Source organism: Ruegeria sp. S263 (assembly GCF_056780525.1).
In genome coordinates, this window is record NZ_JBQUVJ010000003.1 from 59,271 (window position 1) to 73,522 (window position 14,252).

General features: G+C 55.9%; 15 protein-coding genes. 3 read left to right on the forward strand and 12 right to left on the reverse strand.

The window, feature by feature from the left end; genetic code table 11:
• The first annotated feature begins 1 nt into the window (after position 1).
• From ACT2B1_RS18905 to ACT2B1_RS18915, 3 genes are read left to right on the forward strand one after another with little or no spacing between them, the layout of a single operon-like run.
• Entirely contained in the window at positions 2-1,189 is a 1,188-nt protein-coding gene (locus ACT2B1_RS18905; protein WP_171125576.1) for an acyl-CoA dehydrogenase family protein, read from the forward strand.
• Positions 1,190-1,192: 3 nt separating this feature from the next.
• A complete protein-coding gene (locus ACT2B1_RS18910) occupies positions 1,193-2,251 on the forward strand; it encodes an acyl-CoA dehydrogenase family protein (RefSeq protein WP_171241296.1) in 1,059 nt (352 codons plus the stop codon).
• A 3-nt stretch (positions 2,252-2,254) separates the two neighbouring features.
• Complete coding sequence (locus ACT2B1_RS18915; protein WP_481669155.1) at positions 2,255-3,052, forward strand: oxepin-CoA hydrolase, alternative type; 798 nt, start codon at positions 2,255-2,257, stop codon at positions 3,050-3,052.
• A 202-nt stretch (positions 3,053-3,254) separates the two neighbouring features.
• Here ACT2B1_RS18915 and ACT2B1_RS18920 read toward each other — a convergent pair whose 3' ends face one another.
• The 12 genes from ACT2B1_RS18920 to ACT2B1_RS18975 all read right to left on the reverse strand — a co-directional run bounded on the left by ACT2B1_RS18920 (position 3,255) and on the right by ACT2B1_RS18975 (position 14,144).
• A complete protein-coding gene (locus ACT2B1_RS18920) occupies positions 3,255-3,941 on the reverse strand; it encodes a hypothetical protein (protein ID WP_171125582.1) in 687 nt (228 codons plus the stop codon).
• A 395-nt stretch (positions 3,942-4,336) separates the two neighbouring features.
• Positions 4,337-4,822: a bacterioferritin gene (gene bfr, locus ACT2B1_RS18925; RefSeq protein ID WP_481669156.1), complete on the reverse strand. Its 486-nt coding sequence runs from the start codon at positions 4,820-4,822 to the stop codon at positions 4,337-4,339.
• A gap of 198 nt (positions 4,823-5,020) precedes the next feature.
• The gene (locus tag ACT2B1_RS18930) at positions 5,021-5,278 is read right to left on the reverse strand and encodes a hypothetical protein (RefSeq protein ID WP_171125586.1); all 258 of its coding nucleotides are present in this window, start codon (positions 5,276-5,278) and stop codon (positions 5,021-5,023) included.
• 13 nt (positions 5,279-5,291) lie between these two features.
• Positions 5,292-5,993 carry a NapC/NirT family cytochrome c gene (locus ACT2B1_RS18935; RefSeq protein ID WP_171125588.1) on the reverse strand — a complete coding sequence of 234 codons (702 nt, stop codon included), beginning with the start codon at positions 5,991-5,993 and terminating at the stop codon, positions 5,292-5,294.
• Between the two features lie 29 nt (positions 5,994-6,022).
• Positions 6,023-6,451 carry a nitrate reductase cytochrome c-type subunit gene (locus ACT2B1_RS18940; protein ID WP_171126737.1) on the reverse strand — a complete coding sequence of 143 codons (429 nt, stop codon included), beginning with the start codon at positions 6,449-6,451 and terminating at the stop codon, positions 6,023-6,025.
• Between the two features lie 56 nt (positions 6,452-6,507).
• A complete protein-coding gene (napA, locus tag ACT2B1_RS18945; protein ID WP_171125592.1) occupies positions 6,508-9,000 on the reverse strand; it encodes a nitrate reductase catalytic subunit NapA in 2,493 nt (830 codons plus the stop codon).
• A 2-nt stretch (positions 9,001-9,002) separates the two neighbouring features.
• Positions 9,003-9,290: a chaperone NapD gene (locus ACT2B1_RS18950; protein WP_171125594.1), complete on the reverse strand. Its 288-nt coding sequence runs from the start codon at positions 9,288-9,290 to the stop codon at positions 9,003-9,005.
• Positions 9,287-9,715 carry a ferredoxin-type protein NapF gene (locus tag ACT2B1_RS18955; RefSeq protein WP_371808267.1) on the reverse strand — a complete coding sequence of 143 codons (429 nt, stop codon included), beginning with the start codon at positions 9,713-9,715 and terminating at the stop codon, positions 9,287-9,289. The genes ACT2B1_RS18950 and ACT2B1_RS18955 overlap by 4 nt, the downstream gene beginning before the upstream one ends.
• Before the next feature lie 247 nt (positions 9,716-9,962).
• Entirely contained in the window at positions 9,963-10,886 is a 924-nt protein-coding gene (locus tag ACT2B1_RS18960; protein ID WP_171125598.1) for a hypothetical protein, read from the reverse strand.
• Positions 10,887-10,894: 8 nt separating this feature from the next.
• On the reverse strand, positions 10,895-11,650 hold the full coding sequence (locus ACT2B1_RS18965; RefSeq protein WP_171241300.1) for a class I SAM-dependent methyltransferase: 756 nt from the start codon (positions 11,648-11,650) through the stop codon (positions 10,895-10,897).
• On the reverse strand, positions 11,647-13,176 hold the full coding sequence (locus tag ACT2B1_RS18970) for a hypothetical protein (protein WP_171241301.1): 1,530 nt from the start codon (positions 13,174-13,176) through the stop codon (positions 11,647-11,649). Before ACT2B1_RS18970 ends, ACT2B1_RS18965 begins: the two co-directional genes overlap by 4 nt.
• Positions 13,173-14,144, reverse strand: a complete 972-nt coding sequence (locus ACT2B1_RS18975) for a glycosyltransferase family 2 protein (protein WP_171125604.1) — start codon at positions 14,142-14,144, stop codon at positions 13,173-13,175. Before ACT2B1_RS18975 ends, ACT2B1_RS18970 begins: the two co-directional genes overlap by 4 nt.
• Positions 14,145-14,252: the final 108 nt, after the last annotated feature.

The following is a 14,252-nucleotide window of genomic DNA, read 5'->3' on the forward strand; positions in this document are numbered from 1 at the left end:
GATGGACCTGAGCTTTACCCCAGAAGAAGAGGCGTTTCGCGCCGAAGTCAAAGCGTTTCTGGCCGAAAACCTGTCCGAGGCACTGGCTGCCAAGGGTCGCAATGGTGAAGAACTGACCAAGGCGGATATGGAAGGTTGGCACGCCACGTTGCAAACACGCAATTGGCTGGCCGCTACCTGGCCAGTGGAATACGGCGGCCCCGGCTGGAGCGCGGTCGAGCGCCATATCTTCGAAGAAGAATGCGCAATGGCATTTGCCCCGCGTATCGTGGCTTTTGGCGTAAGCATGCTGGGGCCGGTTCTGTTGAAATTCGGCTCGGACGCGCAAAAGGCCGAATTTCTGCCGCGCATTCTGGACGGGACCCATTGGTGGTGTCAGGGATATTCCGAACCGGGTGCCGGGTCCGATTTGGCCAGCTTGAAAACACGCGCGGACCGTGATGGGGATCACTATGTGATCAACGGTCAAAAAACCTGGACCACGCTGGGTCAGCACGCCGATAAGATCTTTTGCCTTGTGCGCACCTCTTCCGAGGGCAAGCCGCAGGAAGGGATCAGTTTTGTGTTGGTGGATATGAACACGCCCGGTATCGAGGTTCGCCCGATCAAACTGTTGGAAGGCGGGCACGAGGTGAACGAAGTGTTCTTCACCGATGTCCGTGTGCCGGTGGCCAATCTGGTGGGCGAGGAAAACAAAGGTTGGACGATCGCCAAGTATCTGCTGACCCATGAGCGGACCAATATCGCCGGAGTGGGTTTTTCACTTCGTGACTTGGACCGGCTGAAGCGGCTGTCGAAGCAGTTGCACCGGATGGGCAAACCCTTGGCTGAAGACCCGGTTTTCGCGGCTGAGATCGCCGAGGTGGAGATTGATCTGGAAGCCATGCGGGTGATGAACCTTGCGATGTTGTCCGCGGCCAAGGAAGGCGCTGCGCCGGGGATGCAAAGCTCGATGCTTAAGATTAAGGGAACGGTTATCCGTCAGCGCATCCACGGCCTGACCAAATCCGCGTTGGGGGCCGCCGCTGCGCCATTCCCGGCCACCGAGCTGTCGGACAACGCCCGCACAGTGCCCGAAGAAGCCACCGCATCGGCGGCCACGTACTTTAATAATCGCAAACTCTCGATCTTTGGCGGATCGAACGAGATTCAGCGCAACATCATCGCCAAAGACATGTTCCGGAGCTGAGCCATGGATTTCAAACTGACCGAAGACCGGCAGATGCTGTCGGACACGTTGCGCCGCTACCTTGCGGACCAGTACAACTTTGAAACGCGCAACGGCTTGATCGAAACCGCGCCGTATCATTCCCCAGCGAAATGGGCAGAGTTGTCAGAGCTTGGCCTGATCGGCGCCTTCGTTCCCGAGGATCAGGGCGGTTTCGGCGGCGCTGGTTTCGACATCACAACCGTGTTCGAGGAACTTGGCCGCGGCCTCTGTCCTGAACCTATTCTTGCCACGCTCATGAGCGTGCGTGCCGCGGCTGATTGCGGTGCCGAGCAACTGGTCGAGGACATGATCGCAGGCACAAAACGTTTGACCTTTGCGGTGTTTGAGCCGGACGCGGACAGCTTGCCGCTGATCCGAACCAGCGCAGACAAGTCCGGCGATGGTTGGGTGCTGAATGGCCGGAAATCTGTGGTCTATGGCCTGCCGGGGGCCGATGGCGCTCTGGTCGCGGCGCGAACCGAAGCCGGGGTTGGGCTGTTTCTGGTCGATAGCCCCGAAACCATCGACTATGCCATGATCGACGGCGGTGGCGCGGGGGAGTTGATCCTCGACAGCGCGGCGGCCACCTGCATCAGCGAAGATACCGGGAATATCATCGAAGCTGCACTTGACGCTGGCCGTCTGGCGCTGTGCGCCGAGGCTGTGGGTGTCATGGAGGTTCTGGTCGGCATGACGGTCGACTACCTCAAACAGCGCAAACAGTTCGGTCGCCCAATCGCAAGCTTTCAGGCGCTGCAACATCGCGCGGTGGATATGGCAATCGAGATCGAACAATGTCGGGCGATCACCATTCTGGCGGCAAGCAAGCTGGCAACGGATGAGGCGGGTAAATATGTCGCGATGGCCAAGAACCTGATCGGCCGCACCGGACTGCTGATTTCGGAAGAAAGCATTCAGTTGCACGGCGGCATCGGCATGACCTGGGAATATCCCGGCTCGCATTATGCCAAGCGGCTGTCGATGATCGACCACCAACTGGGCGACCGCTATGCTCAGTTGCACCGAGTGATGGCGGCCTGACCCATGAGCGAAGCTGTCTTGTTCGAGACCCAAGGGTCAACACTGATCATCACCATCAATGAGCCCGAGCGCCGCAATGTGCTGTCGCGCGCGGTCTATGAGCCTGTAGAAAAGGCCCTGAGCGATGCGGTTGCACCTGACTCCACGGTTCGGGCCGTGGTGATCACCGGTGCCGGGCAGTTTTTCTCGGCTGGCGGCGATTTGCGTATGCTCAAGCAGCGACGCGAAATGCCTCTGCCGGACCGAGAAGAGCAGATTGAGTTTCTGCACAGCATGATCCGAACCGTCCGTGCCTGTCCGCTGCCGGTGATCGCGGCGGTAGAAGGCGGAGCTGCGGGGGCGGGGGCATCCCTTGCTTTTGCCTGTGACATGATAGTGGCCTCAGAAGGAGCTAAATTCACCCTGGCCTATGTCAACGCGGGGCTGGTCCCGGATGGAGGGGGGTCGGGTTTCCTGTCGATGAACCTGCCACGCCAGTTGGCGTCCGAAATGTGTTTGACGGGCCAGCCGGTCTTGACCGAACGGCTGTACGCCATGGGAGTTGTAAACCGGGTTGTTGCGCCCGGCGATGCCCTGAGCGATGCGTTGGACCTGACCGAAGCGTTGTCGGGCGGCCCACGTCAGGCGCAGGCTTCTATCAAATCGCTAATTGCGGCGCCCGAACGGGAAGCATTCAACGCACATCTGCTGCGCGAGCGACGCCTTATGTCAATTGCCCTTGGCAGCGACGAAGCGCAGGAAGGTATTCGCGCGTTCGAGGAAAAACGCAAACCTGTCTTTCCTGATTCACACGGGTCTTAGGTTTGCTTGTTCCTGTTGGCCAAGGGTGGCGGAGTCCACACGCACTGACCTGCCGCCCTAACTGATTGCAGTGGCGAATATTTGGAAGTCTATCATCAGCTCCCGAGCCCGCCTGCGCGCCTGAGCGAACAAAGTTAAGGGGCGCGTTGGCCCGTACAAAGCCGGGTCTTGGTCCCTTAGCGATGTATGGTGAGCAGCGGTTCTATTCGCCTGCTGTTACGCCGTCAGAGTTCGGGCGGCCTTCGGGCAGCTCGGAAATGTTAGGCCACAGGCTTAGTATTTGTTGAGTGGTTACCGCCCAAGAGAAGTTCAGCCAAAACACCGCTCCGAGGAATTTGGCGCCATCTTCAAATAGGATGCGATACTGGCCGAGGTAGACCTGAATTGACTTCTGAAAGAAATCTATTCCGATCGAGGTCATAAAGAACAAACCCGCGATAACAAGGTGAATACTGGCCAGCCGTCCCAGATGACGGCGGTAAAGAACGACAGTACCCGCCAGGAACAAAGCGTACCCTCCAAAGAAAAACTTTTCACCAATGGGGAGCCGCTCGTGCAGCAAGAAAAAGTCATCGAGGCAGAACGCGGTCGAAAGAAATGTCAGGGCCAACAGAAATCTTCGTGACGCCATTGTATGTGGCGAGCCACTTAATAGGGCAAAGCCAAACGCAGTTACGGTCGCGCTGGCCATCCAGAACAGAACGCCCATATTCGAAAGAAACCCTGCATAAGACGGGGCTTTGAATTGTTGCGCAGGATCGCGGGTCAGGTAGCCAAAGTCTGACCCGGTCGTCCAAGAGATGCCGAAGACGATCAACAGGCTGATCAAGCCTACGGCAATGCTGAAAGGTGCAACGTCAAAAGCCGATACTTGAGTACGGTCCTGCATCAGATCAGAGCCATCTGGAAAGGCAGGTCAAATTTCGCGTTGTCATCCGATGTGGCATCGCCTGCGAAATTTATCCCTAGGTTCTTTTCATGTTTCAGCAGGGTTAGGGGAAAGAAAAACCTTGCTCGGCGGCCATTGTGAAACTCCGACCATCCTGCAAAGGCGTATTGCCAACCCAATCTTGCAAGACCCATCATACCAAAATAACCCAATGTGATTCTGTCTAAAACTGAGACTGATTTTTCAATAGTTCGCTATTTTCGGCAATATCCCTTAGCTTGTGAAAATTCACCTTACAGTTCACCGGTCGAAACCACCCGGGCAGGGGGCTCATCCGGCAGGACGTACGAACTACGCAAAATTGAAACCGCGTAACAGATGGTACGCTAATGCGCTTACTCCGCGTCTTCCATTTTGGTTGCGTTGAGTTGAGCGAACAATTCAGGCCCAACACGGTCATACAATTCCAGTTGGGTTTCGAGAAAGTCGATATGTCCTTCTTCGTCCGACATCAGGTTTTCAAACAGGTTCATCGAGACGTAATCGCCCGCATCCTTGCAGACATCTCGGGCCTCCTTGTAAAGGGCGCGTGCGCTTCTTTCGGCGGCTAGATCGCATTCCAGTGTTTCCCGCGGATTTTCACCGATCCGCAACGGGTCGAGTTTTTGAAGATTTGGATGCCCCTCAAGGAAAATGATCCGCTCGATGAGTTTGTCGGCATGTTCCATTTCCTCGATCAACTCTTCGCGGCTTTTCTTGGCCATGCTGCCAAGACCCCAGTCGTCCTGCAATCGGTAGTGCAACCAGTATTGGCTGACTGCTGTCAACTCGTGCCGCAAAGCCTTGTTAAGGTATTCTATTACTTTCTTGTCACCCTTCATCGCGGGTCTCCCTGAATCTGTCTGAAAAATGGTTTTGAACAATTCGTCTGAGTCGAGACTGTAACATCGGGAACTGCAATCTCCAAAGCGGTGCAAACCCCGCAATTTAACTGGTCGCAGGCCCGCATCGCTGAACTTAAATTAGGCACATCTTTTGAAATACCTGTCTCAGAACCCGTCGGGCAAGTTTCGGCTGGGTCAAACTGTTGCGCCCTTGATGCGAATAGCAGTTCCCAGCATGCCTGCGCATATCCCAATGATCACAGCGATGACCAGTTCGGTCATTTCTACATTGGCAAAGGACCAGTGTGCGAAAATCAATGTCTCGATCACGCCGACAATCCCACCCATCGCAGCGCCAAGCATCAGATTTCGGGTCATCATCCCCAAAGCAAGGCCAAGGATTCCGGGCAGGCCGATAATGTTGGCTCCGATGGTTCCAAGTAATTCAAGCATGTCTTGTCCCCTCTCACTCGGCCTGCGTGGTCAGGTACGACCGGATTTCAGCGCTACTGTCAGCCAGTTGACCCTGAACGGAATTCTGTGGTGTGCCGGCAAGTGTCTCTGTAACTTCTTGGTATCGTTCAAGGTATCCGGGTGGAAGGTTATGGGCGATGCCCTGATGACAGTCGATACAGGTCATGTTGTTGTCGATCGCGCGCTGATGTTCAGACGCTGCGCGTGCTTCCTGAATCGTAAAGTCCATATAATCGAAGTTGTGACAATTGCGGCATTCGCGACTGTCCGAGGCCTTCATCTTTTTCCAGACAGCCGATGCCATACTCAGGCGGTGTTCCTCGTATTTTTCGGTTGTGCTGATGGTGCCGACCATCTCGTGATACACGTCTTTGACGGCCATGATCTTAGCTTTGATCTTGTGGTTCCACTCATGAGGGACGTGGCAGTCCGAGCAAATTGCGCGGACACCAGAGTGGTTGTTGTAATGTATCGTTTCCCGATACTCGCCCAAATTGGTTTCCATCGAATGGCACGAGGTGCAGAATTCCTCGGTGTTGGTCAGTTCCAAGGTCCAGTGGAATCCGCCCCAAAACAGGATTCCAGCAAGAAAGCCTGCCAGCAGCAAAAAACCAGAACTGAAGGCAACTGCCGGTGTCCAGATTGCGTTCCATACTCGGCCTATCCAACCGCGTTTTTCAGGGGAGTCTGCCATCTCGGTGCTCCTTTCAGATCAGCTTTGGATCAGTCGGTGGACGACGGTTGAAAGAGGTTGGTAACCAGAGGTTCCGTATCCGCTTGCGGGACGTGACACTGGTTGCAGAAATACCGGGTTCCGGCGATGTGATCCAACTCGGTCCCGTCGCGATCCAGGTAGTGCGTCATCGAAAGCGTCGGCGCATTCCGCTCACCGGCCTTTGTCCAGTCGTGGCAGGATAGGCACTGATTGGTTCGCAGATCAATCTGGTACTGCGTGATGGAATGCGGAATCAACGGCGGTTGCTGGCGGTAGTTTCGGACCATTCGGCCCTCTCGGCCTTCCCATTGAAGGCTCATGTTCACAACGCTGGGCGCATCTGGCGGGGTTCCGCGCAGGTCACGAAGTTCTTGCGCAATCGCAATACTGCCAAGCGCGATGAGAAGGGCTGCTGCGGTGGCGACTATCTTGTTCATCTTGCATGTTCCTTCTTTATTGGCTGGATGACCGCCTTGGGGCGGTCATCGCTGCTTCAGGCACGCTCGACTTTGCAGGCGCATTTTTTGAAATCTGTCTGCTTGGACAGTGGGCAGGTCGCGTCAAGCGTCAGCTTGTTCGTCAACTGGCCTTCATCGAACCAAGGCATGAAGATCAGCCCCTTGGGAACCTTGTTTCGCCCCTTGGTGGATACGCGACTTGTGACTTCACCGCGCCGCGTGGAAACTTTGATTTCCTGCCCATGTCGCAAATCGCGGGCTGCGGCGTCTTCGGGGTGCATGTAGATCACGGCCAGAGGGAAGGACCGGTGCAACTCAGGAACACGGCGTGTCATGGAGCCCGAATGCCAGTGTTCAAGGACACGACCCGTACAGAACCACAGATCGTATTCCTCATCCGGCATTTCCGGAGGTGCCTCATAGGGTGCGAAGATGATCTTGGCCTTCTTGTCGGGGAACCCGTAGAACTGAACTTCGGATCCGGCCTCGACATAGGGGTCGCTGCCTTCGCGATACCGCCACAGAGTTTCTTTTCCGTCCACGACCGGCCAGCGCAAGCCGCGCTCTTCGTGATAGCGTTCAAAGGGTGCCAAGTCGTGGCCGTGTCCACGCCCAAACTCGGCGTATTCCTCAAATAGGCCCTTCTGAACATAGAACCCAAAATGGTTTGCATCGTCATTTGGGTGCCCTGGCTGAATTTCACTAAGCGGAAACTTGTCGACATTGCCGTTATTGTAGAGAACCTCGTACAGGGTTTTCCCGGCCATTTCGGGTGCCGTGGCGACAAAGTCCTCTCCCCATGCTTCTTCGACGGTGAACCGCTTGGAAAACTCCATAAGCTGCCAGAGGTCCGACTTAGCGTCGCCGGGTGCGTGAACCTGTTGCCGCCACATCTGAGTGCGGCGCTCGGCATTGCCATAGCAGCCTTCCTTTTCAACCCACATGGCCGTCGGCAAGATCAGGTCGGCAGACATCGCCGTTACGGTCGGGTAGGGATCGGACACAGTGATAAAGTTGTCGGGATTACGGTAACCCGGCCAACCCTCTTGGTTCATGTTCGGGGCCGCCTGCATGTTATTCGTGCACTGGACCCAATAGGCGTTCAACACTCCATCGTTCAGCATCCGGTTTTGCTGAACAGCGTGGAAGCCGACCTTTTCAGGAATTGTGCCCGCGGGCACTTTCCAGATTTTTTCGGCCTTCGCGCGGTGTTCTGGGTTGGTGACCACATAGTCGGCTGGCAATCTATGCGCAAAAGTTCCCACCTCACGCGCGGTACCGCAGGCGGACGGCTGACCTGTCAGTGAGAATGGCGAGTTTCCGGGCTCGGAAATCTTTCCGGTCAGCAGGTGAACGTTATACATCAGCGAGTTCACCCATGAGCCCCGCGTATGCTGGTTGAAGCCCATCGTCCACAGGCTCATGACCTTGCGGTTTGGGTCGGCATACTGCTGCGCGAGGTGTTCAAGTTTCTCGGCCGGAACACCAGACAGCTCGGCCGTGTATTCTAGGGTGTAGGGTTTCACCGACTCTGCGTATTCGTCAAAACTGATCTCGGTCAGCTTGCCAGAGTTCGGATTGGCCGCCGCCTCTTGCAGTGGATTGTCGTCCCTCAGGCCGAAACCGATATCAGTGTCAGTTTTGGTGATATTGACATGCTTGGACAGGAATTCTTCATTTACCGCGCCCGTTTGGATGATGTGGTTGGCGATATAGTTGAGGATGGCCAGATCCGTCTGCGGATTGAAAACCATCCCGTTGTCGGCCAGTTCGAAGGAGCGGTGTTCGAACGTGGAAAGTACGTGAACCTCGCAGCCTTCTTTTGTCAGGCGTGTGTCGGTCAGACGCGACCATAGGATCGGGTGCATCTCGGCCATGTTCGATCCCCAAAGAACGAAGGTGTCCGCAGCTTCCAGGTCATCGTAACAGCCCATCGGTTCGTCAATTCCGAAGGTTCTCATGAACCCAACAACAGCCGACGCCATGCAATGTCGCGCGTTGGGATCAATGTTATTTGACCGGAACCCCGCCTTCATCAGTTTGGATGCGGCATACCCTTCCCATACAGTCCATTGACCCGAGCCGAACATTCCAACGCCCTCGGGGCCTTTGTTCTTTAGGGTCTCTTTCCACTTTTCGGCCATGATGTCGAAAGCGTCGTCCCATGAGATCAGTTCGAATTCTCCATCCTTGGCGTATTTACCATCTCTCATACGCAGCATCGGCTGGGTCAGGCGATCTTCGCCGTACATGATCTTGGACAGGAAATAGCCTTTGACGCAGTTGAGGCCGCGGTTCACCTCGGCTTTCGGATCACCCTGCGTGGCGACAACACGGCCATTCTTGGTGCCAACAAGGACGGTGCATCCGGTCCCGCAAAACCGGCAGGGCGCTTTGTCCCAGCTTATGTCTGGAATGCCAATCTGCGCATTGGCCTGACCTCCGGCCAGGGGAATACCAGCGGCAGAAGCTGTTGCAGCGGCAGCAGATGCCTTAAGGAATGTTCGGCGAGATTCTGATGTAGTCATAGCTATGGCCTCCGACTGGTGGTTTGGCTTGGGGCATCAGGACGCGAAACGTTGTCCGCAATATCCTCAAAATGATGATAGGTAAGAGTGACCGAGAGCACCCCCGGGATCTGATGCAGGTCCATGATGATCTCGGATGCTAGGCGCGCGGGCGTGTCTTCGACAACAACGACGAACCGGCCTTCGGCTGTTTGCGCATGTACTTCAACGCCCGGTATCTCATTCATCACCAGCGCCGCAGCATCGGCCTGAGCCGGGGAAACATGGGTAAGGCAGCCACAAATATTCATTGAATCGGCTCCATCTGAACTTGGGTGCGCCGTTCCAGCATAATCGCATCGACAGGGCACAGCGCCACGCAGGACCCGCATCCGTTGCAGGCATCGGAATCCAGCGCGGGTTCGGCACGCCCGCCTGTCTGTAGTTTGAACCGAAGCGCATTCTGGTCGCAATTGTCTTGACAGATACGACAGCTTACACCGTTCATGGACAGGCAGCTTGAAGCCTGCACCGCAGCCCGCCAGGGCCAGTCGGCCAAGCGTTCGATATCCAAAGCATCGGTCGGGCAGGCGCGCGTGCACTCACCACAGAACGTGCAGGGGTTATCGTTTGGTTTGAAAACAGGGTAGCCGCCGGGTTCCATTGAAATCAGGTCTTCCGGGCAGGCTGACACGCATTCTGCGCATTTTGTGCAGGCATCGGCGAAACCGCTCACACAAGCACCCGGAGGTCGGACGATGTTTCCGTCCTCCCTGAGAATTTTGGCACTCAGAAACCCACGTCGGCTGGTCACTCGATCCATACTGGTTGACCTGGCTAGAGACGATTCCCTAATGCCAGTATTCCGCTTATTGTCTCAAATTGCAGCAATTTTTCACCCAAATCGCATTTCAACTACAAAAAGAGGGTCTGCGCGTTGGATTTCAGAGGATGAGCAACGACGTAAGACTTGGCAGCGGGGCTTATGCTGGCGCGCCGTTGCGCAGAACGGCTGCACACATCGCAAAGCAGACCAAATCGCCAGAGACTGTGACAAGCCGGAAAACGGCGACAGCTACGATCAGCCCGCCTGCGGGCATTACATTCGAAAGAAACAGTAGCAGTACTGCCTCGCGCGGGCCTAAACCAGCAGGTGCACCGGGTGTTACGTACCCAACCAGCCATGCACAGATGCCCGCGACAGTTGCGACAAGGAATGGGCCCTGACCCACTACCCAGACGATTGCTCCAAAAATTGCGCCGAGCCCCAGCATGAACAGCGCGCAAATCGGCACCACAATGCAAAAAGTACGGGTCAGTTCCTTGCTATTCCCCGCTATTCGCGAGGTGATGAACAAACCTGCGATCAACAAGGGAGCAGAAATGAGTGTGAGAATCCGCACTGTGTCTTCCGACCAGCCAATTGTTTGCGCGATTTGATCGACCCCCGGAGTGACGAGTGCAGCAATCAAAAGTGCCAAAACAGCGCCTGCTGGCATCGCAATTAATTCTAACAGCGTCGCCAGCCCCAATTGTTTCGCGCTTAACGGGCCGTCGCGCAGGACCATAGCGCGCCCGATCAGATGGGCCACATTACCCGGCAAATAGCGTGCAATCTGCGCCAACCCGAAAGAGCGCCACGTTCGCCGCCGGGGTTCCGCGCCGTAGACGCCAACCAGTTGGTGCCAGGTTTCGGCAGGCAGGGACAGCGTCAAAATGTAGACAAGCGTCAGGCCGAATAGTTGGACAAGTTCCGTTGAACTTGGGCGCCAATGCGAAACCTCTGTCCAATTGCGCTGAACTTCGAGCGCGATATAACCCAGTGACAAGACAAGCAACACGACCCCAGCCACACGAATTCCGCGCCTGAACCATAAGCCTGCGCGCAAGGGCGTGTTCTCTTCCATCGGCAGGCTCAGGTATGAGCCGTCAATATTGACGTCTCGTCTGAATAGGGCAGCGACGGGGTAAGCCCGGGGTAGCGATTGACGGAAAGCCCGGACTGACTGATAGCCTCGCGATATCGGGCACGCTTTGAGTTGTCGAAGACAATCATTCCACCCGGTGACAGCCGGTTTGCAGCGTGGCGCAAGCAAGCTTGGCGTGCGCGACCGTCGATAATTATCAAGTCGTATGAGCCATTCGCCTTGTCAATTTCCGATGCATAGGATGTAAAGTTTAGGCCGCGCATGTCTTGTTTCTGAGACAGGTAGATAGGGTCCGAAAGTGCGGCGTCTTTTGCGTTCGAAGGAGGTGCTAAACGCAGGTCGACCGGGCAGATATTGGTCTGACCCTGGACCCGTTCCAAAACGCGTGCGTACCAATCCGCATCATGCTCAACGCTCGTTACAGAAGCCGAGCGTCGCGCCGCCCAGATCGTGCTGGCCCCCGCGCCGTATTCAAATACACGGGCAGGTCTTGTTTTTAGGAACGCGTCGACGACTTCAATCGCATCATAGGTCCACCAGGGAACGTCCAGGGCGATCAGCCCATCTATGTCATGGATTGCCATAAGGCTTGACGCCCAATGATACCCCCTGCCGCGATGATGCCGGCGCGAGAGCCAGTCTGTGACGCTTGTTTTGTTCAGGCCCCAAGCGATGCCTCGCATCGTTGCGACGTAGCCGGATTTTGCTGCCCTCGAAAGGGTGGCGCGTGGATCGTTTGTCATACGGCGTCCTCAAGCGAAGAATGCGACCTGCAGGTTTTCGTACCTTGTTCGACGGTAAGACCAATCTGGGCCGCGCGCTTCAGGCAGGCGTCTTCGGACCACTTTTCAAAGTATTCTCCCGGCCTTTCCCTGAGCGGAGAAGCATATTTATACACCGACGCTGTCGTTGTTGCAGTTCCGACAATAAAAGCCGTCGTACCTAATCCAACGATCCAGGCTTTTGCAGCTATGCCCGGTTCGCGTCGCATACAGAAAACAGCACCCATCAGCGCCAGTGTTGCGATAACTGGCCAAAGATCCAAGCGGTATCGGAAGGTGATCGTGCCGTAGGCCAATGTCACAATAGCCGACAGCGCAACCGCAACCACAAGCCCTGCCATTTGTGTGTCGCGCCAAGCCGCGCGAATACCGAACAGCGCCAGAAGGCACCAAAGCGGCCATAGCATAACCAATCCGGTTCTTGGGCCGCCAACTCTGATATGGCCTAGAATCGGCTCCGTTACCGCCCGGTAAAGACCGAGAATCGAGTCGGACAGGCCGGTCAGGAAAGATGCTGAAGGGACGTCGAACAAGTAAAACGCTGCATTGGGAACAACGCGTAATGGGTTCAGACGACCATGCTCTTCGAAGGCTGCCGCGCGGATCGAGTCCTTGGTTTCTATTCCCCAAAAGACGTTGCCATATACAACGCGCGAGCCTTCATAGCTGCCATGGGTGATCAACGCATCCCCAAACCGCAAAGCATTTAGCCCGAGATATCCGAACCCGCCTGCGGCCAAAATCCCCATGGCGATGATCGCGGGGATGAGAAAGGCTGAACGGTCGCGCCACAAACCGTGTCCAATTGCCAAAACGACACCGGCATAAAGCCCGATTGCCACATTTGGCCGCGCGTGCACGGCGACCATCGCGCAAACGGCAAGCAAAACGACTGCCACTGACATTGGTGTCACGCCGCGCGCCGCGCGTGTCCAAACGGCAGCAAACAGCCCAGACATCGCAAACGCCACTGCAATCGGTTCGTGATAAAACGAAAGGTTGATGACCAGGGCGGGGCCTGGCCCGGCGACCCACAAGGCGGCACAAAGCGCCAGCACCAAAACGCGGCGATCCGCAGAAACTCCTGCTGTCCGGGCCAAGGTCACAAGAACATGCTGCCAGCCCAGCGTTCCGACCACGGCCCAAAACCAGATCGAAAAGCCGTTCATGGGGAAGGTCTCGAACGGCCAAGCCCAGCCAAAGGCAAAGCGTGTCAGAAGCGGCGCAACGCCATGATAGAGATAGCCCGTTCCGTCTGCGGTATAGTGACCTTCGTAGCGAAGCACGCGGGCGGGCAGGTCAAACCGACCATCCAAAATCGCAGCATAATAAGCGTCATATATCTGCCAGCCAAAAGGTTTGAGGTCGAACAAGGTCCACGAAGAAATCACAAGAAAACCGAAATAGACGGACCCCAAAACTGAAATCAGCCATAGAATACGTTTGCCCCCGGCAAACGGGGCGTTTGCCGCGCCCATATCCGTCACGTCGATCCATTCCCACGATTATTTGTGTCGATACGCAGTTCCAGTTCCCGCATTCGGCTCAGGACTTGTTCCGTAAGGCGCCGGTTTGTTGCAATCGCGTCGCTGAGAAGCGCGATGATCATGGTGATATAGCCGGCCAGAATAAAAACGCCGCCCAGGATCAAGGACTGTACGCGGCCCTCTCCGTCACCGGCGAAATAGTAGAACAGAAACCGCAGAACCGGGATTGTTCCGATGATCAACATCACCAGGCCGATTGTCAAAAAGGCGCTGAGAGGTCGATACATCGTATAGCTGCGAAGGATTGTTGTCGCCTGCTTTCGCAGAAATCCACCCATCGACGTGAACAAGCGCGAGGGGCGCTCGACGGGATTCACGTTGACGGGAACGGACGCTATTTTCAGGTTTGTCTGCCCTGCGTGGATCAGGGTTTCGGTGGTATAGCTGAACTTGGTCATGACGTTGATCGTCAGGGCAGCTTCACGGGTGTATGCGCGAAATCCAGATACTGCGTCAGTGACGTCAATCCCGGCAAGCCGCCGCACGACCGACGTTCCGAACCGCTGCAACAGGCGCTTCAATGTGGAAAATTCAGCGTTCTCGCCGGGTTTGCGATCGCCGACAACAATGTCCGCTTCCTTGCGCAATATCGGCGCCACGAGATCGGGAATGGACAAACCGGAATACTGGTTATCTCCGTCGGTGTTGACGATGATATCCGCCCCGGCCTGCAGCGCGTGATCAATTCCAACCTGAAAGCTTCGGGCAAGGCCCTTGTTGCCGCGGTTTCGCAGCACATATGTCGCCCCGTTTTCGCGCGCAATCTCTGATGTTCCGTCGGTGGACCCGTCGTCGATAACCTGAACTTCAATGCTGTCTACGCCGGGAATTTCCTTTGGGATATCGGCAAGGACCGCCGGCAGGGTCTCTGCCTCGTTGTAGCAGGGAATTTGAACTATGAGTTTCAAACCGATTTACCTTCACACTAGTCACAAGAACCCGCAGAAACTGGGCTAACCGATGGAGGAGGAAGTGGTGTAAACTTCTCCATTGATTCTAAAATTCACGCCACAATC